The sequence below is a fragment of the Nocardioides sp. Z24_21 genome (assembly GCF_058134345.1).
Genome location: NZ_JBYTTH010000002.1, coordinates 552,341 through 571,386, shown reverse-complemented (window position 1 = coordinate 571,386; position 19,046 = coordinate 552,341). Strand labels below are relative to the sequence as shown.

Sequence of the window (19,046 nt, the reverse complement as noted above, 5' to 3'; positions counted from 1 at the left end):
AGGTGACGGGGCCGCCCTAGACTCCGTGAGTGCCAGATAGCCGTCGCGGAGTGGTCTTCGGCGCGCTCGCCTACACGCTCTGGGGCACCTTCCCGCTCTACTGGACCCTGCTGGAGCCGGCCGGTGCCATCGAGATCCTGGCCCACCGCATCGTCTGGTCGGTGCTGACGATGCTCGTCATCCTGGTGCTGGCGCGACGCGTCGGGCACTTCCGGGCGCTGCTGCGCGACCGGCGGCGGCTGCTCCTCCTCGTCTGCGCGGCGCTCGTCATCTCCGTCAACTGGGGCGCCTACATCTGGGGCGTCAACAACGACCGCGTGGTCGAGACCTCCCTCGGCTACTTCATCAACCCGCTCGTCACCGTGCTGATGGGCGTGCTGCTCCTCGGCGAGCGCCTGCGGCGCCTGCAGTGGATCGCCATGGCGATCGCCCTCCTCGCCGTCGTCGTGCTCACCGTCGACTACGGCGAGCCGCCGTGGGTGGCGCTGCTGCTCGCGTTCTCCTTCGGCACCTACGGCCTGCTCAAGAAGCAGGCGGGCGCCGGCGCGGTGGAGAGCATCACGCTGGAGACCCTGGTCATCGCGCCCTTCGCGGCGGCGTACGTCGCCTGGCTCGTCGCGGCCGGTCAGTCCACCTTCGGCGGCCACGGCGTCGGGCACGCACTCCTCTTCACCACCACCGGCGTGATCACCGCCATCCCGCTCATGCTCTTCGGGGCAGCTGCCAACCGGGTCTCGATGGTGTCGCTCGGGCTGCTCCAGTACCTCGCACCCACCCTCCAGTTCGCCCTCGGCATCCTCGTGTTCCGCGAGGACATGCCCGCCAGCCGCTGGATCGGCTTCGGCATGGTCTGGGTCGCGCTCGCGATCTTCACCGTCGAGGCGATCAAGCACCATCGCCGGCAGCTGCGCCTGGCGGCGGAGGCCAGCGCCGTGTGAGCGAGGCGGCGCAGCTCCACGTTGGGGTCGCTGAAGGCATCCGGGGCCGGGTCGGCGTACACCTCCGTCGACCCTCGGACTCCCACTGCTCCTCGACCGGGTCGGACGCCCATGGCCCGAGACACGTGCAACCGGCGAGCGGCGGGGATCCGGCAAACCGGGGTGGCCCGCAGGGACCCGCCCACGAAGGCCTGCGCTCCCCGGGCCGGGAGTGGCTGTCAGGTCAAACCCCACGCCGGGCCCGAGCCGAGTTCCCCTTGACGCCCCCATCACGGGGGTCGGGCCGACCCGGGCGTGCTCAAGCGGTCCTAGTGGGGCTGCTCGGGTGACCGCGGGGAGTGTGTTCCCGTGGTGCACCCCCCACCCGGCACCCCAGGCCCCCGGCCGACCACGACGCTGCTTCATCAAGGTATGTCGTCGAACCCGCACTTCCCATGGTCAGCTCGCCATGGGGAGTGCCGGTTCGTCTGCATACCTTGATGAACCAGCGACGGCGCCGACAGCCAGCGCGGGCGGGCGCCCGAGGCAACGATCCGCTGCGGCGTGCCTGCCCCTCGCGCTGAAGCCGGTGCGGTGGCAGACTCCGGCCCACCGACACCTGGGGGCCCCATGCCTGTGCGCCTGACACCGTGCGACTCCTCGCGGCCGAGGCGGCGCGCGAGATGACCTACCTCGTCGTGGTCCTCCTCGTCGTACTCATCGCTCTGGTGGTCGAGAACGCCCGCCGCGGTCCCGTGAAGGCCACCAGGACCGGCAGCCAGGTCGCGGGCGGAGGAGACGGAGGAGCCGGCGGCGGCTGACCCTGGACGCCGCCGCACCAGCGATCAGGACCGTCGCAGGGCGTGGCTCGACGTCGGCTGACCTCGCTAGCCTGCCGACATGCTGAAGGCCTGCCTCAACGGTCCCCGGATGCCCACCGAGCACCCCGCCCTCCCGGTGACTCCCGCCCAGCTCGCGGACGACGCGGTCGCCGTGACCGGAGCCGGTGCCGAGATGGTGCACGTGCACCAGAAGGACGCGTCCGGTCGCGACACGTTCCGCGCCGACGCGGTCGCCCAGACGCTCGAGGCGATCCGCGCAGCGTCACCCGGCACGCCGGTCGGCATCACCACCGGGGCCTGGGCCGCACCGGGGGTCGAGGACCGCCTCGCCGCGATCGGCTCGTGGACGGTGCTCCCCGACTTCGCCTCCGTCAACTGGCACGAGGACGGCGCCGAGCAGGTCGCCGACGCCCTCCTGGGGCGAGGCGTCGGCGTCGAGGCGGGGCTGTGGACCGAGGCCGCCCTGCAGGCCTGGCTGGCGTGGCCATCGCGGGACCGGTGCGTGCGCGTGCTGCTCGAGCTCCCCGACGAGCCCGACGCGGCACGGTGCCTCGACCTGGCCGACCGCATGCTCGCCATCCTCGACGACGCCGCGAACGCCGTCCCCGTCCTGCTGCACGGTGAGGACCGCAGCGCGTGGCCGGTGCTGGTGCACGCACGCCGCCTCGGGCTCGACACCCGGATCGGGCTCGAGGACACCCTGACGCTCCCCGACGGCGCGCGAGCGCCCGACAACGCCTCGCTGATCCGCGCCGCCCTCGCGCGGACGTGACGTCGGAGGAGCGTGGGTCAGGACGTCCGCGTGGCGACGATGTCGGCGAAGGACTCCAGGGCGGTGCGGACCGGGCCGGGGTCGAGGGCCTCGAGGAGCTTCTTCGCGCGGGCGGCCTCGCTGAGGACGTGGTCGCGCGCCTGCTGCATGGCCGGGTGGCGGCGCATCAGCTCGAGGGCCTCGGCGTGCTCGGCGTCGTCGGTGAGCGGGCGGCCGAGCAGGCTGAGCAGGCGGGCGTCGGCCGGGTCGGTCGAGGCCTGCGCCATCAGCACCGGCAGGGTCGGCACGCCCTCGCGCAGGTCGGTGCCCGGCGTCTTGCCCGACGTGTCGGACTCCGAGGCGATGTCGAGGATGTCGTCGGTGAGCTGGAACGCCGAGCCGACGATCTCACCGTAGGAGCTGAGCGCCTCCACGACCTCGGGACGCGCACCGCTGAACATCGCGCCGTAGCGCGCCGACGTGGCGATGAGGGAGCCGGTCTTGCCGGCCACGACGTCGAGGTAGTGCGCGAGCGGGTCCTCCCCCGGACCCGGCGGCACGGTCTCCATGATCTGGCCCTCGACGAGGCGCGTGAACGTGCGCGCCTGGATCAGCACGGCCTCCGGCCCGAGCGCCGCGGTGAGCTCGGAGGAGCGGCCGAAGAGGAAGTCGCCGGTGAGGATCGCGACGTTGTTGTCCCAGCGCGCGTTGGCGGTGTGCGCCCCGCGGCGCAGCGCCGCCTCGTCCATCACGTCGTCGTGGTAGAGCGAGGCGACGTGGGTCAGCTCGACCACGCACGCGGCGGTGTAGACGGCCTCGGCATCCGGGTCGGGGCCGGCCTCGGCGGCCAGCAGCACCAGGAGCGGACGGAAGCGCTTGCCGCCGGCCATCATCAGGTGCGCCGCCGCCTCGGAGACGAACCGGGCACGCCCGCGGCAGTGGTCGGCGAGCATGCCCTCGATGCGCGTCATCCGCTCGACCAGCCGCTGTTCGAGGGCGGCGTCGACGACGGGCATGGCGAGGGGCGAGTCGGTCACCTGATGAATTCTCCCGCAACCGCCGCCAGGTCGAGCACCGGCCCCGGCACCACGCCGAGGACGAGGGTCACCGCGGCTCCGACGGCGATGGTCGCCGCGGTGAGCACCGACGGGTAGGCCACGCTCGGACCGTCGCCGACGGGCTCGTCGAAGTACATGACCTTGATGACCCGGACGTAGAGGAACGCGGCGATGATGCTCGCGATCACGGCCGCGATGACCACCGGCCACGCGCCCGCGGCGAGCGCCGCGGAGAAGACCGCCAGCTTGCCCACGAAGCCGGAGGTGAGCGGGATGCCCGCCATCGCCAGCAGGAAGAGGGCGAACACCGCGGCGACGACCGGGGACTCCTTGCCCAGGCCCGCCCAGCGGTCGATCGCGGTGGTCTCGCCGCCACCGTCGCGGACCAGACTCACGACCGCGAACGCACCGATCGTGGCGAAGCCGTAGGTCGCGAGGTAGAACAGCACGGCCTGGAGCGAGGTGATCTCGCCCGGGGCCAGCTGGTCGGCGGCCTGCAGGCCCACCACGCCGGTGAGGATGAAGCCGGTGTGCGCGATCGAGGAGTAGGCCAGCAGGCGCTTGATGTCGCTCTGCGTGATGGCCAGCGCCGCGCCGACGAACATCGAGAGGATGGCGATGACCCACAGCATCGGCTGCCACGACCAGCGGTCGGCGCCGAGGGCGACGTAGAAGAGCCGCATGAGCGCGCCGAACGCCGCGACCTTGGTGCCGGCCGCCATGAACGCGGTGACCGGGGTGGGCGCGCCCTGGTAGACGTCGGGCGTCCATGCCTGGAAGGGCACGGCGCCGACCTTGAACAGCAGACCCACGGCGAGCAGGCCGGTGCCGATCAGCAGCAGGCTCTGGTTGCCCACGTCGTTGCGGACGGCCTCGTTGATGGCGGCGAAGTCGAGCGAGCCGGCGAAGCCGTAGAGCAGCGCGGCGCCGTAGAGGAAGAAGCCGGAGGAGAAGGCGCCGAGCAGGAAGTACTTGAGCGCGGCCTCCTGGCTGAGCAGGCGACGCCTGCGCGCCAGTCCGCTCAGCAGGTAGAGCGGCAGCGAGAGGACCTCGAGGCCGACGAACATCGTCAGCAGGTCGTTGGCCGCGGGGAACAGCATCATGCCGAAGACCGCGAACATCATCAGCGGGTAGACCTCGGTGTGCTCGCGGTTGGCCGCGATCGAGGCCGTCTCGGCGTCGGTGCCCGGCACCGCGGCGGCCTGGCCGGCGAACGCCGACACCCCGCCGTCGAGGTGCCGCTCGGCGAAGAGCAGCACGCCCGCGATCGCCAGCGCGAGGACCAGGCCCCAGATGAAGAGGCTCGGCCCGTCGACCGCGATGGTGCCGCCCATGGCGAGCACGCCGCGCGCCGCGTCGCCGTCGTAGGTCGGGACGTCCTGGGCGACGAGCACGACGCCCACCAGGGCGAGCACGAGACCACCGAGGGCCAGCACGACCTGCGCGGGATAGCGGATCCCGCGCGGCAGGAACGCCTCGACGACCACGCCGAGGCAGGCCACACCGAAGACGACCAGCAGCGGCCAGAGCTCGAAGTAGTCGACGATGGGCTTCACGAACTCGGTCACTGGGGACCACCCTCCTGGCCGATGCCCACGCTCGCGAGCGAGTCGTTGACGAACGGGTTGATGACGTCGAGCAGCGGCATCGGGTAGAAGCCGAACAGCACGAGTGCGAGCAGCAGCGGGGCGAGGATGCCGGTCTCACGCCGGTCGAGGTCGGCCACGGGGGCCGTGTCGACGCGACCGGGGCCGGTCATCGTGCGCTGGTACATCCAGAGCGCGTAGAACGCGGCCAGGACGATCGCGAGCACCGCGACCGCACCGACCACCCAGTGGTAGTCGAACGCGGCGATGATGACGAGCATCTCGGAGACGAACGGCGACAGGCCGGGGAGGCCCGCCGCGGCGAGGCCGCCGACGAGGAAGAAGCCGGCCAGCACCGGCGCGGCCTTCTCGACCCCGCCCATCTCGCGGATCGACGCGGTGCCCGTGCGCCGGATGAGGAACCCGGCAGCGAGGAACATCAGCGCCGTCGCGATGCCGTGGTTGACCATGTAGAGGATCGCGCCGGACCCGCCGGTCGGGCTGAAGACGAAGATGCCCAGCACGATGAAGCCGAAGTGCGACAGCGACGTGAGGCCGATCAGGCGCAGGACGTCGTCCTGGCCGATGGCGACGAGGGCGCCGTAGATGATCGAGATCAGCGCCAGCACGACGACCGCCGGGGTGGCCCACTGCGAGGCCTCGGGCAGCAGCCCCAGGCAGAACCGCAGCATCCCGAAGGTGCCGATCTTGTCGAGGATGCAGACCAGCAGCACGGAGGTGCCGGTGGTGGCCCTCTCGGTGGTGTCGGCGAGCCAGGTGTGCACCGGGAACATCGGCGCCTTGATCGCGAAGGCGATGAAGAAGCCGACGAACAGCCAGCGCTGCGTGGTCTCGTCGATGTCGAGGGCGGCCAGGTCGCTGATCAGGAAGCTCGGGTTGCCGGCGTCGGCCGAGACGACGTAGAGCCCGATCACCGAGGCGAGCATGATGAGCCCGCCGGCGAGCTGGTAGATCAGGAACTTGGTCGCGGCGCGTCCGCGGCCGGCCCGGCCGAAGCCGCCGATCAGGAAGTAGGCCGGGATCAGCGTCGCCTCGAACACGACGTAGAACAGCAGCACGTCGGTGGCGGTGAAGACGGCCAGCGACATGGCCTCGAGGCCGAGGGTCCAGGCGAAGAAGGCCCTCGCCCCGCTGTTGCCCGCCGCGTCCGACTCGTTCCAGCCGGCCAGCATCACGATCGGCACGAGCGCGACCGTGAGCAGGACCATCAGCAGGCCGAGGCCGTCGAGGCCGAGCGCGTAGTGGACGCCCAGCGACTCGATCCACGTGTGGGTCTCGGTGAGCTGCATGCCGCCGTCCACGTCGTACTGCGTCGCGGCGACGACCGCGGCGACCAGGGTCGCGGCGGCGAAGCCGAGGCCGACCAGCCGGGCGACCGCGTGCGGCACCAGGGCCGTGACGAGCGCGCCGACCAGCGGCAGCAGGATCAGGATCGTGAGAGTCATGCGGGGTCCTCGCAGGGGTGTTCGACGGAGGAGCTGAGCGGGGAGGGCGGAGGGCTCTGGAGGGTGCTCATCCGAGGTTCACCACCAGGAGGGCGAGGACGAGGAGGAGCGCACCGCCGAGGACCGACAGGGCGTAGGAGCGGACGAACCCGTTCTGGACGCGGCGCAGCGTCCTGGACAGGCCGCCGACGGCCGCCGAGCCGCCCTCGATGACCCCGTCGACGCCGACCCGGTCGAACGTCGTCAGGCCGCCGACGAGCTCGGCAGCGGGACGCACGACGACGGCGTCGTTGATGGCGTCGCCGTAGAGGTCGGCCCGGGCCGCCCGCGTCGCGAACGACACGTCCCGCGGCGCCTCGCGCGGGACCTCCCGCTTGCCCACCAGGAACCATGCCGCGGCCACGCCCAGCGCGACGACGGCGGTGATGATCAGCGTGATCACGATGGCCGGCAGCGGGGGCTCGTGGTGCTCGGCGTGCCCGGTGACGGGCTCGAGCCACGTGACGATCCAGTCGCCGAGCAGCAGGACGCCGCCGAGGACCGAGAGCGCGGCCAGCACGACGAGCGGCACCGTCATCACCTTGGGCGACTCGTGCGGGTGCACGTCGGGCGCCCAGCGCTTGCTGGTGAAGAAGGTCATCAGCATCAGGCGCGTCATGTAGAAGGCGGTGATGCCGGCGCCGAGCAGCGCCAGGAGACCGATCAGCAGGTTGTCGGCCAGGGCCGACTCGATGATCTTGTCCTTGGACCAGAAGCCGGAGAAGCCGGGGAACCCGATGATCGCGAGGTAGCCCATCGCAAAGGTCACGAAGGTGATCGGCATCGCCTTGTTGAGCGCGCCGTAGTGGCGCATGTCGACGTCGTCGTTCATGCCGTGCATGACCGAGCCCGCGCCGAGGAACATGTTGGCCTTGAAGAACCCGTGCGTGAGCAGGTGGAAGATCGCGAACGGGTAGCCCACCGGGCCGAGGCCGGCGGCGAGCATCATGTAGCCGATCTGGCTCATCGTGGAGCCGGCGAGCGCCTTCTTGATGTCGTCCTTGGCGCAGCCGAGGATCGCGCCCCACAGGAGCGTGACGGTGGCGACGATGACCACAGCGGTCTGGGCGACGGGCGTGAGGTCGTAGATGAAGTTGGACCGCACCACGAGGTAGACGCCGGCGGTGACCATGGTCGCGGCGTGGATCAGGGCCGAGACCGGGGTCGGGCCCTCCATCGCGTCGAGCAGCCACGCCTGCAGCGGCACCTGGGCGGACTTGCCGCACGCGGCGAGCAGGAGCAGCAGGCCCAGGGCGTTGAGCGTGCCCTGTCCGGCCTCGCCGGCCAGCTCGCTGACGGCGCCGAAGTCGGTGGTGCCGAAGGTGGCGAACATCAGCGCGATCGCCAGCGACAGCCCGATGTCGCCCACGCGGTTGATGACGAAGGCCTTCTTGGCCGCGGCCGCGGCCGACGGCTTGTGCTGCCAGAAGCCGATGAGCAGGTAGGACGCCAGGCCGACTCCCTCCCAGCCCAGGAACAGGCCCACGAAGTTGGCCGAGAGGATCAGCGTGAGCATCGCGGCGACGAACAGGTTGAGGTAGCCGAAGAAGCGGCGGCGGCGCGGGTCGTGCTCCATGTAGCCGATGGCGTAGACGTGGATCAGCGAGCCGACGCCGGTGATGAGCAGCAGGAACAGCGCGGACAGCGGGTCGTAGAGCAGGTCCATGTCGACCGTCAGCGAGCCGGTCTCGAACCACGTCCAGAGGTGCTGGCCCATCTGGCGGGCGTCGTCCTCGCGCCCGAGCAGCGCGACGAAGAGCACGAGGCTGACCACGAACGACAGCGCGGTCGTCGCGGTGCCGAGGAGGTGGCCGTGCTTGTCGACGGCCGCCTTGAGCGAGGCGGGCAGGAACGGCGCGACGCCGAGCAGCAGGACCGCGCCGAGCAGCGGCAGCGCGATGACCAGCCACAGCAGGTCGAAGACGCCACCGGCACCGGTGTCGGGCGCGACGATCGGCGCGCTGGCGCCCTCGGCCATCGGCAGCCCTGCGGCGAGGACCGAGTGGGACAACAGGTTCACGAGTGCTCCCTCAGTACTTCAGCAGGCTGGCGTCGTCGACCGAGGCCGAGCGTCGGGTGCGGAAGATGGTCATGATGATCGCGAGCCCGATCACGACCTCGGCAGCGGCCACGACCATCACGAAGAAGGCGGTGATCTGCCCGTCGAGGTTGCCGTGCTGGCGGGCGAAGGCCACGAACGCCAGGTTGCAGGCGTTGAGCATCAGCTCGACGCACATGAACACCACGATGGCGTTGCGGCGCGTCAGGACGCCCACGCAGCCGATGGTGAACAGGATCGCCGAGAGGACGATGTACTGGGTCACTGGTCCGTGTCCTTGTCCGTGCCGACGACGGGGTCACCGGCGGCGTGGCTGTCGGCGTGCTTGACGACGTCCTCCTCGGTGGTGGCGGGCGAGCCGGCCTTGCCCGAGGTCTCCGGCATCGCGCTCGGGTCGCCGATCTGGCGGCGCACGTCGACGATGTCGTCGGCGAACGCCGGGGCCGAGCGGACCGTGCCGCGGGCGACGAGCACGCGCGAGACCGACGACTCGGCCGGCGTGCCGTCGGGCAGCAGCGCGGGGGTGTCGACCGCGTTGTGGCGGGCGTAGACGCCGGGCGCGGGGAGCGGACCGGGGTGCTTGCCGTGCTCGGCGTAGTCACGCAGCCGCTGGGCGGCGAGGTCGGCCTGCGTCGCCCTGGGCGTGAGGCGCTCGCGGTGGGCGAGCACCATCGCGCCGAGGGCTGCGGTGATCAGCAGCGCGCTGGTCGCCTCGAAGGCGAAGACGTAGCGGGAGAACAGGATGTTGGCGATCGCGGGCACGTTGCCCCCGGCGTTGGCCTCGTCGAGGCCGACGACCGTGCCGAGGGTGACCTGGCTGAGGCCCAGGACCAGCACGATCCCGAACATCAGGCCCAGCACGATCGCCATCGCGCGCTGGCCGCGGATGGTCTCCACGACGGAGTCCGTGGCGTCGACGCCGATGAGCATCATCACGAACAGGAAGAGCATCAAGATCGCGCCGGTGTAGACGATGATCTGCACCGCGAAGAGGAACGGCGCGTCGAGCACGGCGTAGAGGAACGCCAGGCTGATCATCACCACGGCGAGCAGCAGCGCGGCGTGCACGGCCTTGCGGACGAACAGGATGCCCAGCGCGGCCGCGACCATGATCGGGGCGAGGATCCAGAAGGTCATCGGGGTCCCCTCGGAGTTGTCGGACGGAGGAGCGGAGCGGAGGAGGACGAGAACTCCGTGGGGTGGTTCATCGGGGTCCCCTCGGAGTTGTCGGACGGAGGAGCGAAGCGGAGGAGGACGAGAACTGCGTGGGGTGGTTCATCGGGTCGCCCCCCGGTAGTAGTCGCCCTCGTCGTCGCCGAGGCGCATCGCGTGCGGCGGCTCCTCCATGCCCGGCAGGAGCGGGGCCAGCAGGTCGGACTTCTCGTAGATGAGGTCGGCCCGGTTGTCGTCGGCGAGCTCATACTCGTTGGTCATGGTCAGCGCGCGGGTCGGGCACGCCTCGATGCAGAGCCCGCACAGGATGCAGCGCAGGTAGTTGATCTGGTAGACGCGGCCGTAGCGCTCGCCGGGGCTGAAGCGACCGGAGCCGTCGGGCAGGTCGACGTTGGACGCGCCCTCGACGTAGATCGCGTCGGCCGGGCAGGCCCAGGCGCACAGCTCGCACCCGATGCACTTCTCCAGCCCGTCGGGCCAGCGGTTGAGCTGGTGCCGGCCGTGGAAGCGCGGAGCGGTCGGCACCTTCTCGAACGGGTACTGCTCGGTGACGACCTTCTTGAACATCGTTCGGAAGGTGACGCCGAACCCGGCGATCGGGTCCCAGAGGCTCTCCTTGATCCCCTTGGAGCCCTGCCCGGACTGAGACGACTCACTCATGGTTCTCCTCCGCTGCGGCGGTGACGGTGGTGCGGCTCTGGGCGAACGTGAGGGGCTGGGCGCCGCCGCGGACGGCACCGCCGGTCGGCATCGGCGGCACGGGGAACCCGCCGGCGAACGCGTCGTGCGGCTCCTCGCGCGCCTCGACGGGCTCGTCCTCGGGCGTCTTGTCCCCGACGAACATCAGCCCGACGGTGAGGACCAGCAGCACGGCGATCGCGGCCACGAGGTAGGTGCGGTTGATGTTGCCCTCGAGCGAGATGACGCGGATGGTCGCGACGGCAACGATCCAGGCCAGCGAGACCGGGATGAGCACCTTCCAGCCCAGCGCCATGAACTGGTCGTAGCGCATGCGGGGCAGCGAGCCGCGCAGCCACACGAACAGGAAGATGAAGCAGAAGACCTTGCCGAAGAACCACAGCAGGGGCCAGTAGCCGCTGTTGGCGCCCTCCCACACGTGCTCGATGCCCCACGGCGCGGCCCAGCCGCCGAGGAAGAGCGTGGTGGCGATGGCCGACACGGTCGCGAGGTTGATGTACTCGGCCAGGAAGAACAGCGCGAACTTGAGGCTGGAGTACTCGGTGTGGAAGCCGCCGACCAGCTCGCCCTCGGCCTCAGGGAGGTCGAAGGGCGCGCGGTTGGTCTCGCCGACCATCGAGATGACGTAGATGACGAAGGACGGCAGCAGGATCAGGCCGAACCAGAGCCGGTCCTGTGCGGCGACGATCTCCGAGGTCGACATCGACCCGGCGTAGAGGAACACCGCCACGAGCGCGAGGCCCATCGCGACCTCGTAGGAGATCATCTGCGCGCTCGAGCGCAGACCGCCGAGCAGGGAGTAGGTCGAGCCGGACGACCAGCCGCCGAGGACGATGCCGTAGATGCCGATCGAGGCGATGGCGAGCATGAAGAGCACCGCCACGGGCATGTCGGTGAGCTGCAGCGGGGTCCGGTGGCCGAAGAAGTTGACCTCGGGCCCGAGCGGGATCACCGCCCAGGTCACGAAGGCGGGCACGACCGCGATGATCGGCGCCACCAGGAAGACGACCTTGTCGGCCGCCTTGGGGACGATGTCCTCCTTGAGCGCGAGCTTGACGCCGTCGGCCAGCGACTGCAGGAGGCCGAAGGGACCGTTGACGTTGGGCCCGGGGCGGTGCTGCATCCGGGCCACGACCCGGCGCTCGAACCAGATGTTGAACAGGGTCAGCAGCACCAGGACCAGGAAGATGAGCACGGCCTTGAGCGCGATCACCCACCACGGGTCCTGGCCGAAGGCGGCCAGGCCGGGGTCCGGGAGGTCCGCCGCCAGCGGAGCGAGCATCGTCATCGTGAGGCTCCCTTCAGGGTGACCGGGCTGCCGGGCGAGGCGAGCTCGGCGAGGACGCCGCGGCCGAAGGACCGGGCCGGGACCCAGACCACGCCGTCGGGCAGGTCGGCGACCTCGACGGGCAGCGTCACGCTGCCCCGGTCGCCGGTGACGGTGACGAGCTGCTCGCCGCCGGGCTGGGCCTCGAGCATGCCGAGCACCGACTCGTAGGACGCACGGCTCACGCGGGCCACGGGCCTGCGGGCGGTGGCGCGCAGGTGCTCCTCGCCGTCCTGCAGCGAGCCGAGGTCGATGAGCTGCTTCCAGGTCGCGAGCGCGAACGAGGTCTCGCCCTTGCGGACCGGCTTGGCCGGACGCGGGGCCTTGCCGGCCTCCAGCGCCGGGCGGGCGCCGTCCCACGGACCGAGGGACTGCATCTCCTCGCGCACCTCGCCCACCGTGCGGAAGCCGAGCGGACGCCCCTGCCCGAGCGCGGCGAGCTCGTCGGCGATGCCGGACAGGACGCGCAGGTCGGGGAGGGAGGAGGGATTGGCGAAGACCGCGTCGAAGGCGCGGGCCCGGCCGTCCCACGTCACGAAGGTGCCGGCCTTGTCGGTGACCGGCGCCACCGGCAGGACGACGTCGGCGACGCGGGTCACGTCGGTCTCGCGGAGCTCGAGGCTGACCACGAAGCCGGCGGCGTCGAGCGCGGCGCGGAACGCGGCCGGGTCGGCCGTGTCGTCGGGGTCGACGCCCGCGACGACGAGGCCACCGAGCTCGCCCTTGGCGAGGGCCGCCACGATCGCGTTGCCGTCACGTCCGGCCTTGACGGGCAGCCCGTCCACGCCCCAGGCGGCACCCACGTCGACGCGGGCGGACGCCTCGGCGACGGGACGACCGCCGGGCAGCAGGTGGGGCAGGGCGCCCGCCTCGACCGCTCCGCGGTCGCCGGCGCGGCGCGGCACCCAGGCGATCCGCGCGCCGGTGCCGGCGGCGAGCTCGGCGGCGGCGGCGAGGGCGCCGTGGGTCTGGGCGAGCCGCTCGCCGACGAGGATCACGGCGTCGTTGGTGATGCCGTGCTCGGCGTCCTTGAGCGAGCCGATCACCTCGGCCTCGGTGCCGGGCGCGGCCGGCACGAGCCGGCCGTTCATCTTGGCCAGGCCGCGGGAGGTGTAGGGCGCGACGGACACGACCTGGGTGCGCCCACGCTTCGCCGCCTTGCGCAGCCGCAGGAAGATGGCCGCGGCCTCGTCCTCGGGCTCGAGGCCGAGCAGCACCACGACGGGTGCGGCCTCGAGGTCGGCGTAGGTGACGTCGCCGGCCAGCGCGACGTGGGAAGCCAGGAAAGCGGCCTCCTCGGCGCTGTGCGGGCGGGCCCGGAAGTCGATGTCGTTGGTGCCGAGCGAGACGCGCGCGAACTTGGCGTAGGCGTAGGCGTCCTCGGCGGTCAGCCGGCCACCGGTGAGCACGGCGGCGGCGCCGGCGTCACGCAGGCCGCGCGCGGCTACGGCGAACGCCTCGGGCCACGAGGCCGGACGCAGCTCGCCGTTGTCGCGGACCTGCGGGTAGGTGATCCGGTCGGGGAGCTGGGTGTAGCGGAAGGCGAACCGGTCCTTGTCGCTGATCCACTCCTCGTTGACCTCGGGGTCGTTGCCGGCCAGGCGGCGCATCACCTTGCCGCGGCGGTGGTCGATGCGGATCGCGGAGCCGCAGGCGTCGTGCTCGGCGACGCCGGGCACGGAGACCAGGTCGAACGGGCGCGAGCGGAAGCGGTAGTCGGCCGAGGTGAGCGCGCCGACCGGGCAGATCTGGATCGCGTTGCCGGAGAAGTAGCTCTCGAAGGGCTCGCGCTCGTAGATCGCGACCTGCTGGAGCGCACCGCGCTCGGCGAGGGCGATGAACGGGTCGCCGGCGATCTGCTCGGAGAAGCGGGTGCAGCGCGCGCACAGCACGCAGCGCTCGCGGTCGAGCAGCACCTGGGCGGAGATGTTGATCGGCTTGGGGAACGTGCGCTTGATCCCACCGTGCTCGGAGAACCGGCTCTCACCGCGGCCGTTGCTCATCGCCTGGTTCTGCAGAGGGCACTCGCCGCCCTTGTCGCACACCGGGCAGTCGAGCGGGTGGTTGATCAGCAGGAACTCCATGATCCCCTGCTGCGCCTTGTCGGCCACCTCGCTGGTCGCCTGGGTGTTGACGACCATGCCGTCGGCCACCGGAAGCGTGCACGAGGCCTGCGGCTTGGGGAATCCCCGGCCGTTGCCGGCGTCGGGGATGTCGACCAGGCACTGGCGGCACGCGCCGACCGGGTCGAGCAGCGGGTGGTCGCAGAAGCGCGGGATCTGCACGCCGACCTGCTCGGCGGCGCGGATGACGAGCGTGTCCTTGGGGACGCTGACCTGGACGCCGTCGATGGTCAGGGTGACCAGGTCGGTGTCGATCTTCTCCGGCGCCTTGTCGGTCGTGCTCATGCGGGTGCTCCCACCGGTGCGAAGGCGGTCGAGGCGGCCGGGTCGAACGGGCAGCCGCCGTGGGTCAGGTGCGCGAGGTACTCGTCGCGGAAGTGCTGGATCGAGCTCGAGATGGGGCTCGTGGCACCGTCGCCGAGGGCGCAGAACGCGCGGCCGAGGATGTTGTCGCACTGGTCGAGGAGCAGGTCGAGGTCGTCCTCGCTGCCCTGCCCGTTCTCCAGCCTGGCCATCGTCTGGGTCAGCCACCACGTGCCCTCGCGACACGGGGTGCACTTGCCGCACGACTCGTGCTTGTAGAACTCGGTCCACCGCAGCACCGCACGCACCACGCAGGTGGTCTCGTCGAAGAGCTGCAGGGCGCGGGTGCCCAGCATGGAGCCGGCGGCGCCGACGGCCTCGAAGTCGAGCGGCACGTCGAGGTGCTCGGGCGTCAGCAGCGGGGTGCTGGAGCCGCCGGGCGTCCAGAACTTGAGCTCGTGGCCCTCGCGCATGCCGCCGGCCAGGTCGATCAGCTCGCGCAGGGTGATGCCGAGCGGCGCCTCGTACTGACCGGGGTTGGTGACGTGGCCCGAGAGGCTGAAGATGCCGAAGCCGTTGGACTTCTCGGTGCCCATCCCGGCGAACCAGGCGGCGCCGTTGGCGATGATGCTCGGCACGGAGGCGATCGACTCGACGTTGTTGATCACCGTCGGGCTGGCGTAGAGGCCGGCGACGGCCGGGAACGGCGGGCGCAGCCGCGGCTGCCCGCGACGGCCCTCGAGACCCTCGAGCAGCGCGGTCTCCTCGCCACAGATGTAGGCGCCGGCACCGGCGTGCACGATGAGGTCGAGGTCGTAGCCCGAGCCGTGGATGTTCTTGCCGAGGTGGCCGGCCAGGTAGGCCTCCTGCACCGCGCGCTGGAGGCGGCGGATGACGTGGAGGACCTCACCGCGCACGTAGATGAACGCGGTGTGGGCGCGGATCGCGTAGGAGCTGATGATGACGCCCTCGACCAGCGTGTGGGGGCTGGCCATCATGAGCGGGATGTCCTTGCAGGTGCCCGGCTCGGACTCGTCGGCGTTGACGACGAGGTACTTGGGCCGGGGGTTGTCCTGCGGGATGAAGCCCCACTTCATGCCGGTCGGGAAGCCGGCGCCGCCGCGACCGCGGAGGCCGGACTCCTTGACGGCGTTGATCACGTCGTCGGGCGACATCGCGAACGCCTTGTCGACGGCCGCGTAGCCACCGTGCTCCTCGTAGGACGCCAGGGTCCAGGCGCGCTCGGCGTCCCAGTTGGCGGTGAGGACGGGGGTCAGTGTGTCCGTCACTTGCTCTCTCCCTCCGGAGCCGTCCAGCCCTTCTCACGGGCGATCGCGAGCCCGGCCAGCGAGGCGGGGCCGGCGGCCGGCCCCTCGTCGGCGCGGTCGTCGGGGAAGCCGGCGAGCACCCGCTCGGCCTCGCGCCACGTGCACAGGCGCGGGCCGCGGGTGGAGCGGACCTCCTTGCCGGCACGCAGGTCGTCGACGACCTCCACGGCCGACTCCGGCGTCTGGTTGTCCATGAACTCCCAGTTGACCATCATCACCGGGGCGTAGTCGCACGCGGCGTTGCACTCGACGTGCTCGAGGGTGATCTTGCCGTCCTCGGTGGTCTCGTCGTTGCCGACGTCGAGGTGCTCCTTGAGCCGCTCGAAGATCAGGTCGCCGCCCATCACCGCGCACAGCGTGTTGGTGCACACGCCGACGTGGTAGTCGCCTACCGGCTTGCGCTTGTACATCGTGTAGAAGGTCGCCACGCCGTTGACCTCGGCGGCGCTGATGCCGAGCACCTCGGCGCAGGCCTCGATGCCCTCGGGCGTGACCCGGCCCTCGACCGACTGCACGAGGTGCAGCATCGGCAGCAGGCCCGAGCGCTTCTCGGGGTAGCGGTCCGCGATCTCGCGCAGCTCGGCCCAGGTCTTCTCGTCGAGGCCAGGGCGCTCGAGGCTGTGGTCGGCGCTCATCGGTCGACTCCTCCCATCACGGGGTCGATGGAGGCGATGGCGACGATGACGTCGGCGACCATGCCGCCCTCGCTCATCACGCTCGTCGCCTGCAGGTTGGTGAACGACGGGTCGCGGAAGTGGGCGCGGAAGGGCCGCGTGCCGCCGTCGGAGACGACGTGGGCGCCCAGCTCGCCCCGGGGCGACTCGATCGGGACGTAGGCCTGTCCGGCCGGGACCCGGAAGCCCTCGGTGACCAGCTTGAAGTGGTGGATCAGGGCCTCCATCGACTCGCCCATGATGTGGCGGATGTGGTCGAGGCTGTTGCCCATGCCGTCGCTGCCGATGGCGAGCTGGCTGGGCCACGCGATCTTCTTGTCGCCCACCATCACGGGCGCGCCCTCGAGGCCGGCGAGGCGGTCGGCGCACTGCTCGACGATCTTGAGCGACTCCCACATCTCGTTGAGCCGGATGCGGAAGCGGCCGTAGGAGTCGGCGGTGTCCCAGGTCTGGACCTCGAAGTCGTAGTCCTCGTAGCCGCAGTAGGGCTGGGTCTTGCGGAGGTCCCAGGCGTAGCCGGTCGAGCGCAGCACCGGGCCGGTGAGACCCAGCGCCAGGCAGCCGGCGAGGTCGAGGTGCCCGACACCCTCCAGGCGGCCCTTGAAGATCGGGTTGGCGTTGCACAGCGCGGCGTACTCGGGCAGCCGCTTCCTCATCAGCGCGATGAAGTCGCGGATCTCGTCGAGCGCACCGGGCGGCAGGTCCTGCGCGACGCCGCCGGGGCGGATGAACGCGTGGTTCATCCGCAGGCCGGTGATCAGCTCGAACAGGTCGAGCACCAGCTCGCGCTCGCGGAAGCCGATGGTCATGACCGTCAGCGCGCCCAGCTCCATGCCGCCGGTGGCGATCGCGACGAGGTGGGAGGAGAGCCGGTTGAGCTCCATCAGGAGCACGCGCATGACCTGCGCCTTCTCCGGGATCTGGTCCTCGATGTCGAGCAGCCGCTCCACGCCCAGGACGTAGGTCGCCTCGTTGTAGAACGGGGAGAGGTAGTCCATGCGGGTGCAGTAGGTGACGCCCTGCACCCAGGAGCGGTACTCCATGTTCTTCTCGATGCCGGTGTGGAGGTAGCCGATGCCGCACCGGGCCTCGGTGACCGTCTCCCCCTCGAGCTCGAGGATGAGCCGGAGCACGCCGTGGGTCGAGGGGTGCTGCGGACCCATGTTGACCACGACCCGCTCGTCGGCGGACTCGCTGATGCTCTGGGTGATCGAGTCCCAGTCCTGGCCGGTGACGGTGAAGACGCGGCCCTGGCTGGTCTCGCCCGGGGTGGCGTAGAGGTCGTTGTCGGTAGCCATCAGTTGTAGCTCCTGCGCTGGTCGGGCGGAGGGATGGACCCGCCCTTGTACTCGACGGGGATGCCGCCGAGGGGGTAGTCCTTGCGCTGCGGGTGGCCCGGCCAGTCGTCCGGCATGAGCACCCGGGTCAGAGCGGGGTGACCGTCGAAGATCATCCCGAACATGTCGTAGGTCTCGCGCTCGTGCCAGTCGAGCGTCGGGTAGATGCTCACCAGGCTCGGCACGTGCGGGTCGCTGTCGGGCGCCGTGACCTCGACCCGGATCAGCCGGTTGTGGGTCATCGACGTCAGGTGGTAGACCGCGTGGAGCTCGCGCCCCGTGTCGTCGGGGTAGTGGACCCCGCTGACGCCGGAGCAGAACTCGAAGCGGAGAGCCTCGTCGTCGCGGAGCATCTGCGCCACGAAGGGCAGGTCCTCGCGACGGACGTGGAAGGTGATCTCGCCGCGGTGCACCACGACGCTCTCGATGGCCGAGGTGAGCCCGGCGGCCTCGAGGCGCTCCTGGAGCGCGTCGGCCACCTCGTCGAACCAGCCGCCGTAGGGCCTCGGGGACGCCTCGGGGAAGCGGATCGCCTTGACCAGGCCGCCGTAGCCGGACGTGTCGCCGGTGCCGGTGACACCGAACATGCCGTGGCGCACGCCGACCGCGTGCATCTCACCCGTCGGCGCCGGCACGTTCTCCGGCGACTGCTCGGGCGCGCGCTGCTCGACGCCGGTGCCGGTGCCGGTCTGGGCCTTGGCGTTCTCGAGGTTGCGCTCCTCGGCCGGACGCGCCGCCTCGTTGGAGTCGGTCTTGTCGTCGGACTCGTCGGCGGCCTTGCCGGCGGCCTTCTCGTCGGGCTTCTCGGTCATCGCAGCAGCCCCTTCATCTCCGAGGTCGGCAGCGCGCGCAGGGCGTCGGTCTCGAGTGCGGCGACCTCCTCGCGGCGGTTGGCGCCGAGCTTGGTGTGCTGGACCTGGTCGTGCAGCTTGAGGATCGCGTCGATCAGCATCTCCGGGCGCGGCGGGCACCCGGGCAGGTACATGTCGACGGGGACCACGTGGTCGACGCCCTGCACGATCGCGTAGTTGTTGAACATGCCGCCGGACGAGGCGCACACGCCCATCGCGAGCACCCACTTGGGCTCGGGCATCTGGTCGTAGATCTGGCGCAGGACGGGTGCCATCTTCTGGCTCACCCGGCCGGCGACGATCATCAGGTCGGCCTGGCGCGGGCTGGCCCGGAAGACCTCCATGCCGAAGCGGGCGAGGTCGTACTTGGGGCCGCCGGTGGTCATCATCTCGATGGCGCAGCAGGCCAGGCCGAAGGTGGCCGGCCAGAACGACGCCTTGCGCATGTAGCCCGCGACGCCCTCGACGGTGGTGAGCAGGACGCCGCTCGGCAGCTTCTCCTCGAGTCCCATG

General features: G+C 71.0%; 17 protein-coding genes. 3 read left to right on the top strand and 14 right to left on the bottom strand.

The window, feature by feature from the left end; translation table 11 throughout:
- Window positions 1-29: 29 nt before the first annotated feature.
- The 3 genes from rarD (at window position 30) to AC3X7Z_RS09120 (ending at window position 2,531) form a co-directional block, all read left to right on the top strand.
- Window positions 30-938 (top strand): EamA family transporter RarD, encoded by a 909-nt coding sequence (rarD, locus tag AC3X7Z_RS09130; RefSeq protein ID WP_489975718.1) that lies wholly within the window; start codon window positions 30-32, stop codon window positions 936-938.
- Between the two features lie 629 nt (window positions 939-1,567).
- Window positions 1,568-1,738: a hypothetical protein gene (locus AC3X7Z_RS09125; RefSeq protein WP_489975717.1), complete on the top strand. Its 171-nt coding sequence runs from the start codon at window positions 1,568-1,570 to the stop codon at window positions 1,736-1,738.
- A 79-nt stretch (window positions 1,739-1,817) separates the two neighbouring features.
- A complete protein-coding gene (locus AC3X7Z_RS09120; protein WP_489975716.1) occupies window positions 1,818-2,531 on the top strand; it encodes a 3-keto-5-aminohexanoate cleavage protein in 714 nt (237 codons plus the stop codon).
- A gap of 17 nt (window positions 2,532-2,548) precedes the next feature.
- Here AC3X7Z_RS09120 and AC3X7Z_RS09115 read toward each other — a convergent pair whose 3' ends face one another.
- From AC3X7Z_RS09115 to AC3X7Z_RS09050, 14 genes are all read right to left on the bottom strand, one after another.
- Window positions 2,549-3,526 (bottom strand): polyprenyl synthetase family protein, encoded by a 978-nt coding sequence (locus AC3X7Z_RS09115; protein WP_186340425.1) that lies wholly within the window; start codon window positions 3,524-3,526, stop codon window positions 2,549-2,551.
- A 17-nt stretch (window positions 3,527-3,543) separates the two neighbouring features.
- Window positions 3,544-5,136 (bottom strand): NADH-quinone oxidoreductase subunit NuoN, encoded by a 1,593-nt coding sequence (nuoN, locus tag AC3X7Z_RS09110; protein WP_489975715.1) that lies wholly within the window; start codon window positions 5,134-5,136, stop codon window positions 3,544-3,546.
- Window positions 5,133-6,620 (bottom strand): NADH-quinone oxidoreductase subunit M, encoded by a 1,488-nt coding sequence (locus tag AC3X7Z_RS09105; protein ID WP_489975714.1) that lies wholly within the window; start codon window positions 6,618-6,620, stop codon window positions 5,133-5,135. Before AC3X7Z_RS09105 ends, nuoN begins: the two co-directional genes overlap by 4 nt.
- 67 nt (window positions 6,621-6,687) lie before the next feature.
- Window positions 6,688-8,637 carry an NADH-quinone oxidoreductase subunit L gene (nuoL, locus tag AC3X7Z_RS09100; protein ID WP_489976010.1) on the bottom strand — a complete coding sequence of 650 codons (1,950 nt, stop codon included), beginning with the start codon at window positions 8,635-8,637 and terminating at the stop codon, window positions 6,688-6,690.
- Window positions 8,638-8,689: 52 nt separating this feature from the next.
- On the bottom strand, window positions 8,690-8,983 hold the full coding sequence (nuoK, locus tag AC3X7Z_RS09095; RefSeq protein ID WP_129456153.1) for an NADH-quinone oxidoreductase subunit NuoK: 294 nt from the start codon (window positions 8,981-8,983) through the stop codon (window positions 8,690-8,692).
- On the bottom strand, window positions 8,980-9,855 hold the full coding sequence (locus tag AC3X7Z_RS09090; protein WP_186340178.1) for an NADH-quinone oxidoreductase subunit J: 876 nt from the start codon (window positions 9,853-9,855) through the stop codon (window positions 8,980-8,982). The genes nuoK and AC3X7Z_RS09090 overlap by 4 nt, the downstream gene beginning before the upstream one ends.
- A gap of 138 nt (window positions 9,856-9,993) precedes the next feature.
- A complete protein-coding gene (gene nuoI, locus AC3X7Z_RS09085; RefSeq protein ID WP_206054495.1) occupies window positions 9,994-10,551 on the bottom strand; it encodes an NADH-quinone oxidoreductase subunit NuoI in 558 nt (185 codons plus the stop codon).
- Window positions 10,544-11,872, bottom strand: a complete 1,329-nt coding sequence (gene nuoH, locus AC3X7Z_RS09080; RefSeq protein WP_489976009.1) for an NADH-quinone oxidoreductase subunit NuoH — start codon at window positions 11,870-11,872, stop codon at window positions 10,544-10,546. Before nuoH ends, nuoI begins: the two co-directional genes overlap by 8 nt.
- A gap of 2 nt (window positions 11,873-11,874) precedes the next feature.
- The gene (locus tag AC3X7Z_RS09075) at window positions 11,875-14,325 is read right to left on the bottom strand and encodes an NADH-quinone oxidoreductase subunit G (RefSeq protein ID WP_489975713.1); all 2,451 of its coding nucleotides are present in this window, start codon (window positions 14,323-14,325) and stop codon (window positions 11,875-11,877) included.
- Window positions 14,322-15,632 (bottom strand): NADH-quinone oxidoreductase subunit NuoF, encoded by a 1,311-nt coding sequence (gene nuoF / locus AC3X7Z_RS09070; RefSeq protein WP_186340174.1) that lies wholly within the window; start codon window positions 15,630-15,632, stop codon window positions 14,322-14,324. Before nuoF ends, AC3X7Z_RS09075 begins: the two co-directional genes overlap by 4 nt.
- On the bottom strand, window positions 15,629-16,306 hold the full coding sequence (gene nuoE / locus AC3X7Z_RS09065; protein ID WP_186340173.1) for an NADH-quinone oxidoreductase subunit NuoE: 678 nt from the start codon (window positions 16,304-16,306) through the stop codon (window positions 15,629-15,631). The genes nuoF and nuoE overlap by 4 nt, the downstream gene beginning before the upstream one ends.
- Complete coding sequence (locus tag AC3X7Z_RS09060; RefSeq protein WP_186340172.1) at window positions 16,303-17,643, bottom strand: NADH-quinone oxidoreductase subunit D; 1,341 nt, start codon at window positions 17,641-17,643, stop codon at window positions 16,303-16,305. Before AC3X7Z_RS09060 ends, nuoE begins: the two co-directional genes overlap by 4 nt.
- A complete protein-coding gene (locus AC3X7Z_RS09055; RefSeq protein ID WP_489975712.1) occupies window positions 17,643-18,494 on the bottom strand; it encodes an NADH-quinone oxidoreductase subunit C in 852 nt (283 codons plus the stop codon). The genes AC3X7Z_RS09060 and AC3X7Z_RS09055 overlap by 1 nt, the downstream gene beginning before the upstream one ends.
- The gene (locus tag AC3X7Z_RS09050; RefSeq protein WP_186340170.1) at window positions 18,491-19,045 is read right to left on the bottom strand and encodes a NuoB/complex I 20 kDa subunit family protein; all 555 of its coding nucleotides are present in this window, start codon (window positions 19,043-19,045) and stop codon (window positions 18,491-18,493) included. The genes AC3X7Z_RS09055 and AC3X7Z_RS09050 overlap by 4 nt, the downstream gene beginning before the upstream one ends.
- Window position 19,046 lies beyond the last annotated feature (1 nt).

Coding starts and splice junctions, on each gene's coding strand:
- nuoL (WP_489976010.1), bottom strand. CDS start 8,637: ATGGCCGAGGGCGCCAGCGCGCCGATCGTCGCGCCCGACACCGGTGCC.
- AC3X7Z_RS09055 (WP_489975712.1), bottom strand. CDS start 18,494: ATGACCGAGAAGCCCGACGAGAAGGCCGCCGGCAAGGCCGCCGACGAG.
- AC3X7Z_RS09060 (WP_186340172.1), bottom strand. CDS start 17,643: ATGGCTACCGACAACGACCTCTACGCCACCCCGGGCGAGACCAGCCAG.
- AC3X7Z_RS09115 (WP_186340425.1), bottom strand. CDS start 3,526: ATGCCCGTCGTCGACGCCGCCCTCGAACAGCGGCTGGTCGAGCGGATG.
- AC3X7Z_RS09075 (WP_489975713.1), bottom strand. CDS start 14,325: ATGAGCACGACCGACAAGGCGCCGGAGAAGATCGACACCGACCTGGTC.
- AC3X7Z_RS09105 (WP_489975714.1), bottom strand. CDS start 6,620: ATGACTCTCACGATCCTGATCCTGCTGCCGCTGGTCGGCGCGCTCGTC.
- nuoI (WP_206054495.1), bottom strand. CDS start 10,551: ATGAGTGAGTCGTCTCAGTCCGGGCAGGGCTCCAAGGGGATCAAGGAG.
- nuoE (WP_186340173.1), bottom strand. CDS start 16,306: ATGAGCGCCGACCACAGCCTCGAGCGCCCTGGCCTCGACGAGAAGACC.
- AC3X7Z_RS09090 (WP_186340178.1), bottom strand. CDS start 9,855: ATGACCTTCTGGATCCTCGCCCCGATCATGGTCGCGGCCGCGCTGGGC.
- AC3X7Z_RS09120 (WP_489975716.1), top strand. CDS start 1,818: ATGCTGAAGGCCTGCCTCAACGGTCCCCGGATGCCCACCGAGCACCCC.
- nuoH (WP_489976009.1), bottom strand. CDS start 11,872: ATGCTCGCTCCGCTGGCGGCGGACCTCCCGGACCCCGGCCTGGCCGCC.
- AC3X7Z_RS09050 (WP_186340170.1), bottom strand. CDS start 19,045: ATGGGACTCGAGGAGAAGCTGCCGAGCGGCGTCCTGCTCACCACCGTC.